Annotated in this window: 17 protein-coding genes; 16 read left to right on the top strand and 1 reads right to left on the bottom strand. The window is 64.1% G+C overall.

Going from position 1 to position 15,335, the window contains the following annotated elements:
• Positions 1-36: 36 nt before the first annotated feature.
• From PCO31010_RS16390 to PCO31010_RS16315, 16 genes are all read left to right on the top strand, one after another.
• The gene (locus PCO31010_RS16390; RefSeq protein WP_150577656.1) at positions 37-819 is read left to right on the top strand and encodes an ABC transporter permease; all 783 of its coding nucleotides are present in this window, start codon (positions 37-39) and stop codon (positions 817-819) included.
• 54 nt (positions 820-873) lie between these two features.
• Positions 874-1,647, top strand: a complete 774-nt coding sequence (locus PCO31010_RS16385) for an SDR family oxidoreductase (protein ID WP_150665318.1) — start codon at positions 874-876, stop codon at positions 1,645-1,647.
• Positions 1,648-1,687: 40 nt separating this feature from the next.
• Entirely contained in the window at positions 1,688-2,245 is a 558-nt protein-coding gene (locus PCO31010_RS16380; RefSeq protein WP_039400236.1) for a cupin domain-containing protein, read from the top strand.
• Between the two features lie 111 nt (positions 2,246-2,356).
• A complete protein-coding gene (locus PCO31010_RS16375) occupies positions 2,357-3,265 on the top strand; it encodes an alpha/beta fold hydrolase (RefSeq protein WP_150665178.1) in 909 nt (302 codons plus the stop codon).
• Between the two features lie 49 nt (positions 3,266-3,314).
• The gene (locus PCO31010_RS16370) at positions 3,315-4,193 is read left to right on the top strand and encodes an IclR family transcriptional regulator (protein ID WP_174984868.1); all 879 of its coding nucleotides are present in this window, start codon (positions 3,315-3,317) and stop codon (positions 4,191-4,193) included.
• A complete protein-coding gene (locus PCO31010_RS16365; RefSeq protein ID WP_150665177.1) occupies positions 4,190-5,005 on the top strand; it encodes an SDR family oxidoreductase in 816 nt (271 codons plus the stop codon). The genes PCO31010_RS16370 and PCO31010_RS16365 overlap by 4 nt, the downstream gene beginning before the upstream one ends.
• Entirely contained in the window at positions 4,998-6,650 is a 1,653-nt protein-coding gene (locus tag PCO31010_RS16360; RefSeq protein WP_150665176.1) for a thiamine pyrophosphate-binding protein, read from the top strand. The genes PCO31010_RS16365 and PCO31010_RS16360 overlap by 8 nt, the downstream gene beginning before the upstream one ends.
• Positions 6,643-7,461: an aspartate dehydrogenase gene (locus PCO31010_RS16355; RefSeq protein WP_150577662.1), complete on the top strand. Its 819-nt coding sequence runs from the start codon at positions 6,643-6,645 to the stop codon at positions 7,459-7,461. The genes PCO31010_RS16360 and PCO31010_RS16355 overlap by 8 nt, the downstream gene beginning before the upstream one ends.
• 13 nt (positions 7,462-7,474) lie before the next feature.
• Positions 7,475-8,971, top strand: a complete 1,497-nt coding sequence (locus tag PCO31010_RS16350) for an aldehyde dehydrogenase (protein ID WP_150665175.1) — start codon at positions 7,475-7,477, stop codon at positions 8,969-8,971.
• Between the two features lie 86 nt (positions 8,972-9,057).
• A complete protein-coding gene (locus tag PCO31010_RS16345; protein WP_150665174.1) occupies positions 9,058-10,071 on the top strand; it encodes an ABC transporter substrate-binding protein in 1,014 nt (337 codons plus the stop codon).
• Positions 10,072-10,089: 18 nt separating this feature from the next.
• The gene (locus tag PCO31010_RS16340) at positions 10,090-10,434 is read left to right on the top strand and encodes a hypothetical protein (RefSeq protein ID WP_150665173.1); all 345 of its coding nucleotides are present in this window, start codon (positions 10,090-10,092) and stop codon (positions 10,432-10,434) included.
• Positions 10,434-10,652 (top strand): recombinase-like helix-turn-helix domain-containing protein, encoded by a 219-nt coding sequence (locus tag PCO31010_RS16335; RefSeq protein WP_150665172.1) that lies wholly within the window; start codon positions 10,434-10,436, stop codon positions 10,650-10,652. The genes PCO31010_RS16340 and PCO31010_RS16335 overlap by 1 nt, the downstream gene beginning before the upstream one ends.
• 55 nt (positions 10,653-10,707) lie before the next feature.
• The gene (locus PCO31010_RS16330; protein ID WP_150665171.1) at positions 10,708-11,739 is read left to right on the top strand and encodes an aromatic ring-hydroxylating oxygenase subunit alpha; all 1,032 of its coding nucleotides are present in this window, start codon (positions 10,708-10,710) and stop codon (positions 11,737-11,739) included.
• Between the two features lie 27 nt (positions 11,740-11,766).
• Positions 11,767-12,222: a Rid family hydrolase gene (locus PCO31010_RS16325; RefSeq protein WP_150665170.1), complete on the top strand. Its 456-nt coding sequence runs from the start codon at positions 11,767-11,769 to the stop codon at positions 12,220-12,222.
• Between the two features lie 45 nt (positions 12,223-12,267).
• Positions 12,268-13,233 carry a PDR/VanB family oxidoreductase gene (locus PCO31010_RS16320; RefSeq protein WP_150665169.1) on the top strand — a complete coding sequence of 322 codons (966 nt, stop codon included), beginning with the start codon at positions 12,268-12,270 and terminating at the stop codon, positions 13,231-13,233.
• A 46-nt stretch (positions 13,234-13,279) separates the two neighbouring features.
• Positions 13,280-14,251 carry a VOC family protein gene (locus PCO31010_RS16315; RefSeq protein WP_150665168.1) on the top strand — a complete coding sequence of 324 codons (972 nt, stop codon included), beginning with the start codon at positions 13,280-13,282 and terminating at the stop codon, positions 14,249-14,251.
• Between the two features lie 114 nt (positions 14,252-14,365).
• Here PCO31010_RS16315 and PCO31010_RS16310 read toward each other — a convergent pair whose 3' ends face one another.
• Entirely contained in the window at positions 14,366-14,911 is a 546-nt protein-coding gene (locus PCO31010_RS16310; RefSeq protein ID WP_150665167.1) for a glutathione peroxidase, read from the bottom strand.
• Positions 14,912-15,335 lie beyond the last annotated feature (424 nt).

The following is a 15,335-nucleotide window of genomic DNA, read 5'->3' as shown; positions in this document are numbered from 1 at the left end:
GGCTCGCACTTCGCACAAGACACTGGAATCTCCGCTATGAAATCCCTTTCCAAAACGCAACTGACCGCCGGTAGCTTCGTGCTGCTGTTGCTCTTCGCGGCCGTGTGGCAATGGGGCCCGACGGCGTTCGGCGTGCCCGAATTCGTGTTGCCCAAGCTGTCGTCGACGCTGGTCGAAGGCGTGCGCATGTTCCAGGTGGAAAACCTGTGGCTGCACATCGGCGTGACGGCGCTCGAAGTGATCGCCGGTTTTGTGATCGGCTCGGCGCTGGGCGTGCTGATCGGCGTGATCCTCGGTTTGTCGCCATCGACCGAAGCCATGCTCTCGCCGTACATCCTCGCGTTGCAGATCGCGCCGAAGGTCGCGTTCGCGCCGCTGTTCGTGATGTGGATGGGTTACACGATCTACCCGAAGATTCTCGTCGCGGTGCTGATCGTCTTCTTCCCCGTGATGATCAACGTGCTGGGTGCGGTGCGCTCGGTCGATCCCGACATGGTCAATCTGGTGCGTGCGCTGTGCGGCCGCCGCTGGCAGATCTTCCGCTTCGTGGAATTCCCGTCGGCCATGCAGGCATTGTTCGCCGGGCTGCGCATCGCGTCGACGCTGGCCGTGATCGGCGTGACCGTCGGCGAGCTGGTCGGTGGCGACCGTGGCCTCGGCTATCTGCTGGTGTACGGCGAAGGGCAGGGCAATACCGCAATGGTGTTCGTCGCGATTGCCGGGCTGACCGTCATCGGTATCGCGGCCTACGCGGCGGTGGTCTGGCTCGAGCGTCGTGCACTGCATTACGTGCCGCGTGCGGCCATGAACATCGCCTGAGCGCCGGACTTCACAAGGAATCGAATCGTGAACGAACTGTCGACCCTTCCGGTGATGCCACTCGATATCGACGCGCTGCCGCCGCTCGACGGCAAGAAGCTGCTGATCACCGGCGGTGCTCGCGGTCTTGGCGAAGGCTTCGTGCGTGCCGCCGTGGCGCGTGGTGCGCAAGTGACGATCGCCGACATCGCAGCGCATGTCGGTGAAGCGCTCGCTGCGGAATTGCAGGACGCCGGACATGGCGTGTCGTTCGTCCGTGTCGATCTGTCGGACCCCGCATCGGTGGAAGCTGCGGCGCAAGCGGCGGGCCAGCAGATGGGCGGCATCGACGGACTCGTCAACAACGGTGCGATCACCAACTCGGGCGGCAAGATGGCCACCGAGCTGAGCGTCGAGACGTGGGACGCCGTGATGAACGTCAATGTGCGCGGCACGTGGCTCATGACGATGGCTGCGCTGCCGTTCCTGCGCGCCTCGGGTCAGGGCCGCGTCGTGAACATCGCGTCCGACACGGCGCTGTGGGGCGCACCGCGCCTGCTCGCCTACACCGCCAGCAAGGGCGCGGTCATGTCGATGACGCGTTCGCTCGCGCGCGAACTTGGCCCGGACGGCATCACCGTCAACGCCATCGCGCCGGGGCTCGTCGAAGTCGAAGCCACGGCGTATGTGCCGGCGGCGCGCCATCGCCACTATCTGGAGGGACGTGCGCTGCCGCGCGCGCAGGTGCCGGACGACGTCGTCGGCCCGGTGCTGTTCCTGCTCTCCGACGCATCCCGTTTCGTGACCGGGCAGGTTCTGCCGGTCAACGGCGGCTTCGTCATGCCCTGACGAGCCACTCTCATTCGCAACGCCTTTCAGGAGTTAGATCATGGCGCAAGCCGACGCTAAAAACACCGCGACGCCGCAGGCCGTCGAGAGCTGGACGCAGACCGAAGGTCAGGCATTCGGCGATTGGCTGGAGACCCGCGTCGCCCGTTTCTCGACGCGCAAATACGACTGGGACGCCCTCAAGTTCCAGGCCGACTACGACCCGAAGTACCGCCGTGCGCAGATGCGCTACGTCGGCACGGGCGGCACCGGTGTGGCCAAGGACGTCAACACCGTGCCTGCCGGTCACTTTACGTTCTCCACGATGGTGATCCCGGCAGGCAACATCGGCCCGAGCCACATCCACATGGACGTCGAGGAAATCTTCTTCGTCATGCGCGGAAAGATGAAGGTGATCTGCGAGCGCGACGGTGAAACGTGGGAAGCGATTCTCGGCGAGCGCGATCTGATCTCGGTGCCGCCGGGCGTGTACCGCACGGAAATCAACATCGGCGACGAAGACGCGCTGATGTGCGTGATGCTCGGCTCGCAAAAGCCGGTCACGCCGACGTATCCGCCGGATTCGCCGCTCGCGAAGATCAAGCGCGAAATGAAGTAAGTCCGCAAAGAAAAGTCCGGTGTCCGTGTGTCGAATGCGCGCGCGGCATCGGCAGAAATTCACGCAGTCGGAAGTCTGCATCGAGTCCGTAAAAGTTAGACGAAAGCCGCCATGCAAGCCGAAGCCCATCAACACGAAGTGCCAGAAGACGATGTCGTCGCGCCCTTGCGCGCACGGCTGGACGCGTTTGCGTATCGCACAGTCGCCACGCGGGCGGGCACCGTCGGCTATCGCTGCGTGGGCACTGAGAACGACGCCGGTGTGCCGGTCGTGATGCTGCACGGCATCGGCTCCGGCGCGGCGTCCTGGTTGGCGCAGTTCGAAGCCACGGGGCTCGATGCAAAGCTGTACGCCTGGGATGCACCCGGCTACGGCGCGACGTCGAATGTCGCTGCCGCCGAACCGCATCCCGACGCCTATGCCGACGCCCTTGAAGCGTGGCTCGACACGCTCGGTCTGGATCGTGTGGCGCTGGTGGGCCATTCGCTGGGCGCGATCATGGCAACGAAGTTTGCAAGCCGCGCGCCGCAACGCGTGCGCGGCCTCTTTCTCTGCTCGCCTGCCAATGGCTACGCCCGCGCCGATGCTGAGGTACGTCTGTCCAAGCGCGACAGCCGTCTGGCGATGCTCGACAAGCTCGGTCCCGCAGGCATGGCGCGTGAGCGCAGCGACAACCTCGTCGCGCCCGGCGCCGCCGATCTGCCGCGCGCGTGGGTGAAATGGAATATGTCGCGGGTGTTGCCGGTCGGCTACCGTCAGGCGACGCACCTGCTCTCGAATGGCGACGTCGCTGGCGAACTCGCACAGTACGTGAGCGCCAAGGCAGGTCCCGTTGCGGTGGCCGTGGGTGCGCAGGACGGCATCACGTCGCCTGCCGCGTGCGAAGTCATCGCGAAAATCGCGGGCGTGCCGCTGCAAGTTATCGACGGTGCAGGCCACGCGTCGTACATCGAAACGCCGGACGTGCTGAATGCTGCGCTCGCCGCGTGGCTCGAACGTGTCGCGGCAGGGGAGCGCTGAGATGGCACCGGCCGCACCGAAGCGCGAAGCGCTCACCGAAGTCGACACGATGCATGACGATCAAAACGTCTCGCTCGATGGCGATGCCGTCGTCGAAGGCGCCGCCGAGTCCCGCTACCTCGTGCCGGGTCTTGAGCGCGGCCTGCGCATCCTCACGCAATTCTCGCCGCGCGAACCGGTGTTCAGTGCGCCGGAACTGTCGCAACGGCTGGGCATTCCGCGTACGACGGTCTTCCGTCTGTTGCAGACGCTCGAAGCCATGGGCTTTCTTGAGCGCGCAGGAAGCGAAAAGAACTTCCGTCTGGGCGTGGCCGTGCTGCGTCTGGGCTTCGAATACCTCAGCTCGCTGGAACTGACCGACCTCGGCATTCCGATCATCGAGCGCCTGCGCGACGCGACCCAACTGACGTCGCACATCGTGATTCGCGACGGCCGCGACATCGTGTTCGTCGCGAAGGCGCAAAGCGTGGCGGGCGTCTTCAACTCGATCAAGGTCAACGTCGGCACGCGTTTGCCTGCGCACGCCACGGTGCACGGTCACGTGCTGATGGGCGATCTGACGCTCACCGAACTGCGTGCGCTCTATCCCGAGAAGACGCTGGAGAAATTCACGCCGCAGACGCCCGAGTCGCTGACCGAACTGTTCGAGCGCGTGCGCGAAGACGCCGAGCGTGGCTATGCCGTGTCGGCCTCGTCGTTCGAGCGCGGCATCAGCGTGGTGAGCGCACCGGTGCGCAACGACGTGGGCCGCATCTGCGCGGCCATCACGGTCACGATTCCGCGCGCCAATATCGACGCATCGATGCTCGACGCGGGCCTGATCGGTCAGGTGCGCGAAGCGGCCGATGCGCTCTCGCACCGTCTGAATTACCGCCCGGGCAGCGACGGCAAGTCTACCCCCTACATGAAGTCACTGGGACTCAAATGATCAAGATCGACCTTTCCTCGCGCGCAGCGCTGGTCACGGGCGGCACGTCCGGCATCGGGCTGGCGACCGCCGAGCGCCTGCTCGACGCCGGGGCCGCCGTCGCCATCTGCGGACGCAACCCCGAGCGGCTGGCGCAAGCCGAAGCGCATCTGCGCGAGCGTCATCCGCAGGCGCGTCTCATCGCCGCGCAGTGCAACGTGCTCGATGAGGGCGACGTCACCGCACTGGTCGAGCGCATCCGTGGCGAATTCGGTCGTCTCGACATGCTGGTGAACAACGCGGGCCAAGGGCGTGTGTCGACGTTTGCCGACACGACCGACGACGCCTGGCGCGAAGAACTCGAACTGAAGTACTTCAGCGTGATCCGCACCACGCGCGCTTGCCTGCCGATGCTGCGCGACGCCGCACGCGAGACGGGTGACGCCGCCATCGTCTGCGTCAACTCGCTGCTCGCGCTGCAACCGGAGCCGCACATGGTGGCGACGTCGTCGGCGCGTGCGGGCGTGCAGAACCTCGTGCGTTCGATGGCGGGCGAATTCGCGCCCGATGGCGTGCGCGTCAACGCGATTCTGATCGGGCTGGTCGAGTCGGGACAGTGGCGTCGTCGTTACGCCGCCGCGCAAGAGGCGGGCGACAGCAAGACGTGGTCGGAGTGGACCGGCGAACTCGCACGCAAGAAGCAAATTCAGTTGCAACGTCTGGGCAAGCCTGAAGAGGCGGCCGCAGCGATCTTTTTCCTGGCAAGCCCGCAGTCGTCCTATACGACGGGCAGCCACATCGATGTTTCCGGAGGCTTGGCAAGACATGTCTAACAAAACCACCGTCGGCGAAGTCATCGCGGCGTTTCTCGAACAGTGCGGCGTGCAGACCGCATTCGGCGTGATCTCGATTCACAACATGCCGATCCTCGACGCCATCGCGCGCCGCGAAAAAATCCGTTACGTCGGCGCACGCGGCGAAGCCGGTGCACTGAACATGGCCGACGGCCTGTCGCGCGTGTCCGGTGGACTCGGTGTTGCGTTCACGAGCACGGGCACGGCTGCCGGTAACGCGGCCGGTGCGATGGTCGAAGCGCTTACGGCAGGCACGCCGGTGTTGCACATCACCGGGCAGATCGAAACCGAGTTCCTCGACCGCGATCTCGCTTATATCCACGAAGCCCCGGATCAGCTGAGCATGCTCAACTCGATCTCGAAGGCCGCCTACCGTGTGCGCTGCGTCGATACGGCGCTCGCGACGGTGCGCGAAGCGGTGCGCGCTGCGTTGACTGCGCCGACCGGGCCGGTCAGCGTCGAGATCCCCATCGACATTCAGGCCGCAGAAATCGAATGGCCGACCGATCTGTCTGCCCCACACATCGCCGTGCCGACGCACGACGACGCGCGCGTCGCTGCGCTGGCCGACAAACTGGCGTCGGCGCATCGTCCGCTGCTGTGGCTGGGGGGCGGTGCACGCGGCGCGGAAGCGGCCGTCAAGCGTCTGGTCGACATGGGCTTCGGCGTGGTGACGAGCGTGCAGGGTCGCGGCATCGTGCCGGAAGACCACGCGGCGACGCTGGGTGCATTCAACATCCACCCGACGGTCGAGAAGTTCTACAAGACGTGTGACGCGGTGCTCGTAGTCGGCTCGCGTCTGCGCGGTAACGAAACGCTCAAGTACAAGCTGGCGCTGCCGCGTCCGCTGTATCGCGTCGATGCCGACGGACTGGCCGACAACCGTGGCTATCGCAACGACCTTTTCATTCAGGGCGACGCGGCAAGCGTGCTGAATGCGCTCGCCGACCGTCTGCAAGGTCGTCTCTCGGTCGATCCGGCATTCCACGCTGACCTCGCTGCGGCGCGCGACGCTGCCGTGAAGCAAGTCGCTGAAGGCCTCGGCCCATACCGTCAACTTGTGGCAGCGCTGCAAGGCTCGCTCGGTCGCGACTTCAACTGGGTGCGCGACGTCACGATCTCGAACAGCACGTGGGGCAACCGTCTGCTGAAGATCTTCTCGCCGCGCGCCGGGGTGCATGCACTTGGTGGCGGCATCGGTCAGGGCATGCAGATGGGCATTGGCGCCGCGCTCGCGGGTAATGCGAAGAAGACCGTCGCACTGTGCGGCGACGGCGGCCTGATGGTGAACGTGGGCGAACTCGCGACCGCTGTGCAGGAGAAGGCGCCCGTCGTGATTCTGCTGATGAACGATCAGTGCTATGGCGTGATCCGCAATATTCAGGATGCGCAGTACGGTGGCCGTCGTCATTACGTGCAACTGCATCAGCCGGACTTCGCCGCGTTCTGCGCGAGCCTGCAACTCAAGCACGAGCGCATTACGTCCATCGATCAGGCGGAAGGGGCCGTGGCCCGCGCCGTCGCTTACGACGGTCCGGTGCTGCTCGAAGTCGACATGCTGTCGGTCGGCAACTTCGCGTCGCATTTCGCCGGTCCGCCGGTTCGGGAGCCTGCGAATGCATGAATTGAATCATCGTCCGGTTGACGTCGCACTCATCGGCTTCGGCGCGATTGGCTCGAAAGTGTACGAAGCGTGCGCGAGCGATCCGTATCTGCGCGTGGGCCATGTGATCGTGCCGGAAGACGCTGCTGAGCGCGTGCGCGGCAGCGTGCGTGCGGGCACCGAAGTGGTGTCGTCGGCGCAAGCGCTCTCAAGCCGTCCGGACTTCGTTCTGGAATGCGCCGGACACAGCGCACTCTCGGGGCACGTCGTGCCGCTGCTCAAGTCGGGTGTCGACTGCGCGGTGGCGTCGATTGGCGCGCTTTCGGATACCGATCTGCTGGCAGCGCTGGAACAGGCGGCGAAGGATGGTGCATCGACCGTCACGCTGCTCTCCGGTGCGATCGGTGGCATCGACGCCATCGCCGCTGCTCGTGAAGGCGGGCTGGACGAAGTGCTGTACACGGGCCGCAAGCCGCCGATGGGCTGGCAGGGCACGCCCGCCGAGCAGGTCTGCGATCTCGCGACGCTCACCACAGCGACCGTGATCTTTGAAGGCAGCGCCCGGGATGCTGCGCGTCTGTACCCGAAGAACGCGAACGTCGCGGCGACCGTCGCCATTGCCGGGTTGGGACTCGACGCGACGCGCGTGCGTCTGATCGCCGACCCGACGAGCACGCGCAACGTGCATCACATCGCGGCGCGCGGTGCGTTCGGCGAAATGTCGCTGGAGATGTGCGGCAAGCCGTTGCCGGACAACCCCAAGACGTCGGCGCTCACCGCGTACTCGGCCATTCGCGCACTGCGCAATCGCGTCGCGAACTGTGTGATCTAGCAGGAAGAGAGTCATGAGCCATCAAGATTTGCTGCACGGGTTTTCGAGCGACATTCTGGTCGGCGGCGAGTGGCGTGCCGGTACCGGTAAGCGCTATCAAAGCCTGTATCCGGCGGACGAAAGCGTAAATGCCGAGATCGCCGCTGCGGGTGCCGACGATGCCGTCGAAGCGGTCGAAGCCGCAGACGCCGCGTGGCGTCGTGCCGACTGGGCAGGCCTGAAGCCGCATCAGCGCGCAGCCGTGCTGCATCGTGTGGCCGACGGCATCACGCAACGCGCCGAAGCGCTCGCGCATCTGCAACGCCGCGACAACGGCAAGCCGATCAGCGAGACGCGCGCGCTGGTCGCGAGTGCGGCGGGCACGTTCCGCTACTTCGCCTCGTGCCTGGAGACGCTGGAAGAGACGCTCACGCCGTCGCGCGGCGACTTTCTGACGATGAGCGTGCATGAGCCGCTGGGTGTGGTGGCCGCCATCACGCCGTGGAATTCGCCGATTGCGTCTGACGCCCAGAAGCTGGCTCCGGCACTCGCCGCAGGCAACGCCGTGGTGCTCAAACCGGCGGAAGTCACGCCGCTCGCCTCGCTCGAACTCGGCCGCATCTGCGAAGCCGCCGGTGTGCCGCGCGGGGTGTTGTCGGTGCTGCCGGGCAAGGGCTCGGTCATCGGCGACATTCTCGTGCGTCATCCGAAGGTCAGGAAGGTGGCGTTCACCGGCGGCACGGAAGTGGGGCGCGGCATCGCGCGTCTCGCCGCAGAGAAGCTGATGCCGGTCTCGCTCGAACTCGGCGGCAAGTCGCCGACCATCGTGTTCGAAGACGCCGACATCGATCACGCCGTGGCCGGTGTGCTCTACGGCATCTTCAGTTCGTCGGGCGAGTCGTGCATCGCAGGCTCGCGTCTGTTCGTTCACAAAGCGATCTTCGACACGTTCGTCGAGCGTCTGGTTGCCGGTGCGAAGCAATTGCGCGTGGGCGATCCGCTGCGTGAGGACACGCAGATGGGGCCGCTCGTGACGTCGTCGCATCGCGACTCCATCGAGCGCTACGTCGCTATCGGGCTGGAAGAGGGCGGTCGACTGCTTTGCGGCGGCGAGCGTCCTGCGGGCGACGGTCGCGAGAAGGGCTACTTCTATCAGCCGACGATCATCGCGGGCCTGACGAATCAGGCGCGCATGGTGCAGGAAGAGATCTTCGGGCCGGTGCTGGCCGTGCTGCCGTTCGAGAACGAAGCCGATCTGCTGGCCGAGGCCAACGACAGCGTCTACGGGCTGGCTGCCGGTATCTGGACGCGCGACTTCAAGCGTGCGTGGCGTGTGGGCCGTGCGCTGGAGACAGGCACCGTCTGGATCAATACCTATAAGCAGTTCTCCATCTCGACGCCGTTCGGCGGCTGGAAGGAGAGCGGTATGGGCCGCGAGAAGGGGCGTCTGGGACTGCTGGAATACACGAATCAGAAGAGCCTTTACTGGGGCCTGAACGAGAACCCGCTCGCCTGGGCGGGTCGGGTCTGACGTAGGTGGCAGAAGTAGGCAATGACAGTGGCAAGCCGCGATGCACGGGGCATCGCGGACATCCGAAACTTGAGCGAGGCAAAGATATGTTGTCGATTTTCCGTGCATCGTTGGCGCGTCGCGCCTTTCTGACGGCGGGTCTGTGTGCCGTGGCGGGACTCAGCGGCGTGGCCGCACCGGTGATGGCGCAGCAGCCTGCGACGCAGCAGATCACTTATCTGCTCCCGGCCCCGGCGAACCTGCCGGCCTTCGCGCCGCTGATGCTGGCCGAGAAGAAGGGCTACTACGCGGCAGAAGGCCTGTCGGTGCGCTGGCTGACCGTGCAGGGCGGCGCCGACGTGGGCAAGCAGCTTGCGTCCGGTAACGGCGATCTGGGCGGCGGTCTGGGTGATACGCCGATCGTGCTGCGTCCGAACGGCATTCCCATCAAGGGCGTGGCGCTGCTCGGCGGCCGCACGCTGCACCAGCTGGTCGTGCGTGATGACGCCAACATCAAGTCGCCCGCCGATCTGAAGGGCAAGACGATCACCGTGCTGGCTTATCAGGACACCGGCTTCTACGCGACGCTCGGCCTGCTCGCCTCGGCCGGTCTCACGCGTAACGATGCGCGCATTCAGGGCGCAGGCCCGGCGGGCGTCTGGCAGCAGGTGGCGACGGGTAAGGCGGAAGCGATGGTCGGCACGCCGGAGTGGGCGCAGAACATCGAAGACGCTGGCGTGAAGATCACGATGACGTCGACCGACAAGTATTTCCCGGGCATGGCGCAGGCGATTCTGGCTTCGGACAAGACGATCGCCGAGAAACCGGAGATGATCCGCAAGTTCGTGCGCGCGACGATCAAGTCGGTCGCAGAAATCATGCGCGATCCGGCGGGCGCTGCGAAGGAATACTGCGCCGCCGTGCCTGCTTACAAGGGTAAGGAAGCCGAGATCGAGAAGATCCTCACGTACTACGCCCGCAATGTGTATCCGGGCCAGCAACGTCTGGGCGCGTTCGATCCGGCACGTGTGACGAAGTTGCAGGACTTCTACGCACAAGAGAAGGTCATCCGTGAGAAGTCCAAGCCGGAAGACCTGTTCACCAACCAGTTCGTGCAGTAAGCGACAGGCGAGAGAGCAATGAGCGAAACCGCACCGGGCGCCGCCCAGCCCGAGACCATGATGCTGACGGTGTTCCTGCGTCACGATCAGTCGAACAATCTCGAGGATTTTCAGGAGCGTCTGAAGGCGGCCGAATGGTGGGAGCGATTCCCGCCCGCAGGCGTCAAGGTGGTGTCGTGGACCGTGGCGATGGGCTTCGGCCAGATCGTCACGCTGGAACTGCCGCCGCATTTGCTGCCGGTCGTGAACGTGGAACTGGAACGCTCGGCCTGGGGCGTGTTTCGCACCGAATGCTATCCGACGTACGACTTTGTACCCGTGCACGCGCGTATTCGCGAGCGGGTACGTAATGGAGGGAAGTGATGGACCGTTATCTGGAACCGCATCAAGCGCGTCGTCATGAGCCGACGCAATACGAAAGCCTGCTGGGCGACGCCATCGAGCGCGCCTACGCGTCGGGCACGCACGATCTGGCGGGCCTCGTGGCCTACCTGAATCGCACCGGCCCCGGCCCGCAGGAAGGCGACTTGTGGACGGAAGACGTCTACAAAGCGCAGATCGCACGACTAGCCGAAGAGTAAAAACATTACATAGCGCGATGGCCGCTTGCGCGGCGCTCGCGATGGAGGTCCCCCCATGACTACGCAACAACCTATCCTCACCGCCGACGCCGTGCTTGAGCGCGGCCTGAAGAATCTCTGGTACCCGATTTGTCCGTCGCACATGATCGGCCGCGAGCCGGTCTCGCTGCGCCGTCTGGGCAAGAAGCTCGTGTTCTGGCGCGATCAGGACAACAAGGTGCATGCCCTCGACGATCACTGCCCGCATCGCGGCGCGCCGCTCTCGAAGGGCATCGTGATGGGCGACCGCATCGCCTGCGGTTATCACGGCGTGCAGGTGCGTTGTGACGGCACGGTCATGCGTGTGCCGGGCAGCCCGGGTTGCAAGCTCGAAGGCTCGCGTCCGACGCAGGCGTATCACATCGTCGAGCGCAACGAGGCGATCTGGTTGTACAACGCCACCGAGAACATCGAGACGCCGCCGCCGCTGGTGCTGCCGGAAGAACTCGACGCCGACGGCGAATTCTCGTCGTTCCTCTGCTACACGGAGTGGAAGGGCGATTACCGTTACGTGCTCGATAACGTGATGGACCCGATGCACGGCACGTATCTCCACAAGCAATCGCACTCGATGGCCGAGGGCGACAACACGGCGGCATTCCGCATTCGCGATACCGACCGTGGCTTCGTGTTCGAGAAGGAAGGCCAGCGCGATGTGAACTTCGACTGGACCGAATGGGCCGACACGGGCACGCACTGGATGCGTCTCGAGATTCCGTATCCGAAGACCGGTGGCCCCGGAGGTAACTTCGTGATCGTGGGCAGCTATACGCCGATCTCGCCGACGCTGGCCGCCGTGTTCCACTGGCGCTGCCGCAAGCTCGACGGCTGGCAGCGCGACACGTGGCGCTTCCTGTATCGCAATCGTCTGGAAGCACGTCACTGGAACGTGCTGGAGCAGGACCGCGTGATGCTCGAAGACATGGAGCCGGACGCCAACCAGAACGAACATCTGTATCAGCACGACATGGGCATCGTGCGTCTGCGTCGCCATCTGAAGAATCTGGCGAAGGCGGAGCTCGAGCGCATGCAGCCGGGCAAGGCGTAAGCTCTCGGCAACCTCATGGACGCGATCATGCAAAACCCTTCCGCCATCAAAGCCGAACGCATTCGTGCGCAATCCGTGCCCGATCTCGCGACGGCGACGTGGAGCAACGGCATCCGGTGCGGCAACGAAATCCTGATGTCGGGCATGACCGCGCATCCGGCCACGCGCGATGCGGAAAAACCACTCACGACCTATGAGCAGACGCTGGTGGTGCTCGGCAAGATCCGCGCGCTGGTCGAGGCCGGTGGCGGACGACTGGCGAACGTCTACAAGCTTGTGGTGTACGTGACCGATATCGCCGATAAGGACGAAGTCGGTCGCGCCCGCCGCGAGTTCTTTGCGGACGTGGCGGCGAACGGCGGCGCGTATCCGTGCTCGACGCTCGTCGCGGTCAGCGGTCTGGTGTTTCCGGAACTGCGTGTGGAGATCGAGGCGTTTGCGCGTCTCGACATCGATTTGTCCGTCGCGGCCATCGCAGGTTAAGCCGGGCGGACCTCAAGAAAATCAGCAACATCAGAGAGCGGCGTTATGAGCAAGTCAACCCTGTCGGCAATGGTGCGCACGCTTCGTTATGAGGCGGCGGGCATCATGAGCATCGAACTCGTGCCTGCGGCGGACAGCAGCACGCCGTTTCCGGAATTCACGCCCGGCGCGCACATCGATCTGCACCTGCCGAGCGGGCTGGTGCGGAGTTACTCGCTGGTGAACACGCCGGGTGAGGAAAACCGCTACGTGCTGGGCATTCTGGCCGACCCGAAGAGTCGCGGCGGCTCACGCTTCATTCACGACAACTTCCGCGTCGGCATGACGCTAGAGATCTCGGCGCCGCGCAATCACTTCGAACTGGACGAGACGGCGGTGCATTCGGTGCTGGTCGCAGGCGGTATCGGCGTGACGCCGATTCTCTGCATGTATCGGCGTCTGCGCTCGCTCGGTCAAAGTGTCAAGCTGATGTATTGCGCGCGCACGGCGCCGCAAGCGGCGTTCGTCGAAGAGTTGAATGCGCTCGGTGGCGATGTCACCTATCACTTCGACGATCAGCACGACGGTAAGCCTGCGTCGCTCGCGGCGTTTCTGGCCGATCAGCCGACGGGCACGCATGCTTATTGCTGTGGCCCGGGCGTTATGCTCGATGCCTTCGAAGCCACGTGTGCCGAAGTGGGCATCGCTAATGTTCACACCGAACGCTTCGCCGCCGCACCGGACGCGCCGCCGCCCGCGACGTCGTCGGGCTATGTCGTAAAGCTTGCGAAGTCCGGCAAGGAGCTTGCCGTGCCCGCCGGCGCGACGCTGCTCGACACGCTTCTGGCGGCGGGCATCGACGCTGAACATAGCTGCATGGAGGGTATTTGCGGTGCATGCGAAACCCGCGTGCTCGACGGCTGCCCCGATCACCGCGACTCGGTGCTGAGCGCGTCCGAGCGTGCTGAAAACAAGGTCATGATGATCTGCGTGTCCGGTTGCAAGGGTGAGCGTCTGACGCTTGATCTCTGAGCGCTCCCTCCATTTATTCAAGACTTCCGATTTTCCCGAGACTGTCATGACGATTCTGGGCATCGAGCAAATTACCTACGGGGTCACCGACCTCGACACCTGCCGCCGGTTTCTGGCCGACTGGGGCCTGACTGAGGTCGCCGCCGACGCTAATGGCGTGCGCTTCGAAACGCTTAACGGCGGCCGTGTGCTTGCCGTGCGTCACGACGATCCGTCGTTGCCGCCCGCTATGGAGGAAGGGCCGACGCTACGCGAAGTGACGTGGGGCGTGACGAGCGCAGACGAAGTGGCTGCCATCGCCGACCGTCTTGCCGATCAGCCGGGCTACTACTTCAAAGAAGGTGCGACGGGCTGCATCGACCCGAACGGTCTGGCTGTTCGGGTCGAAGTGACTGCCAAGCGCGCGCTGGACGTGCAGGGCGCACCGACGAATCCGTGGGGACGCCCTGCACAGCGCGTGAATACGCCGAGTCCGGTGTACGAGCGTGCGCAGCCGATTGAAGTCGGCCACGTGGTCTTCTTCACGAACGCGCTCGCCGCCACGCAGAAGTTCTACGAGGACAAGCTCGGTTTCGAGCTGTCGGACCGTTATCCGGATCGCGGCGCGTTCATGCGTTGCGCGCCGCACGGCGGCCACCACGACCTGTTCCTGCTGGCATTGCCCAATGGCAAGCGCGGGCTGAATCACGTGGCGTTCACTGTGCGCGACATCCACGAAGTGTTCGGCGGCGGTATGCACATCGACCGCTGCGGCTGGGAAACGCAGTTGGGGCCGGGCCGTCACCCGATTTCGTCGGCGTATTTCTGGTACTTCAAGAATCCGTGCGGCGCGCTCATCGAGTATTACGCCGACGAGGACATCCTGACGCCGGAATGGCAGCCGCGCGATTTCGAGCCGGGGCCGACGGTGTTCGCCGAGTGGGCGGTGGATGGCGGGCTGGACGGCAATACGCGTCGCCAGAAGAAGGGTGGTGAAGCGCCGACCGGCAAGTTCATGACCGATACGGCCAAGCGCTAAGTATGGGCAGAGAGTTGTAGCAGCGCGTCGAATCCGGGGGGAAACGACGCGGCATGAGGGGGCATGCGTAGCGCATCGCCCCCTTTTGCGTTTTTACGCGGCGCGCACGCGTAATTACTTCGCGAGTTCGGCGTCGATGGCGGCGACCAGACGCGGGTCGTCGGCTTTGACGTCCGGCGAGAAGCGGGCCACGACCTGACCGTTGCGGCCGATCAGGAACTTCTCGAAGTTCCACAGCACGTCGGCGGGGTTGTCGCGCTCGACACCGAAGCCCTTCAGACGCTCGCGGAACGGGCCTTCGCCGGTGGCTTCCGGCTTGGCGTCGACCAGTGCGCTGTACAGCGGGTGACGGTCGTCGCCCAGCACCGAGATCTTGGCGAACAGCGGGAAGGTGACGTTGTATTGCGTGGTGCAGAAGTCGAGGATCTCGGCGTCGGTGCCCGGCTCCTGACCCTTGAAGTTGTTGGCGGGGAACGCCAGCACTTCCAGGCCTGCGGCGCGTTTGTCTTCATACAGACGCTCCAGCCCTTCGTATTGCGGCGTCAGACCGCACTTCGACGCGACGTTCACAACCAGACGCACCTTGCCTGCGTAATCGCCCAGCGAGGCGGCGGCGCCGTCATTGCGATTGACGGCGATGGATTCGATGTTCGTGCTCATGCGTGACTTCCCGGAAAACGCGGCCTAGGTGCCGCAAACGCCAATGAGTTTAGCCCAATGCGTATGGGTTCGCTGGCGGCCAGGCCGTGCCGGGTCGTCGTATCGTCAAAATCGGATAGTGACACCCGCGATGTAAGTTATCCGTAAGCGTTAATGGAATGTATGTCGGTATGCAAAGCAAGTTAATGTGAGATAAGTCATTGAATTGCCTGAAAAATGATAAATTTTTATAACTCTAATAAAATAGTCGGTGCGATAGTGATGCTTGTCTATTGCATGGAGTCAAAACAAATTCATTGAAATCAATGGTGTTTTTGAGTTGTGGCGTTTATCGATTGACAGTCGGGTAAGCGTATGAAAGGATTCGCTTGATCAAAAATTACGATAAATAACAAGCGCAGTCGGCTTGCAAAAAATACCGGGG

The organism is Pandoraea commovens (genome assembly GCF_902459615.1).
Taxonomy (GTDB): Bacteria; Pseudomonadota; Gammaproteobacteria; order Burkholderiales; family Burkholderiaceae; genus Pandoraea; species Pandoraea commovens.
The sequence above is the reverse complement of the archived record's forward strand: the minus strand, read 5'-3'. Positions and strand labels throughout refer to the sequence as shown.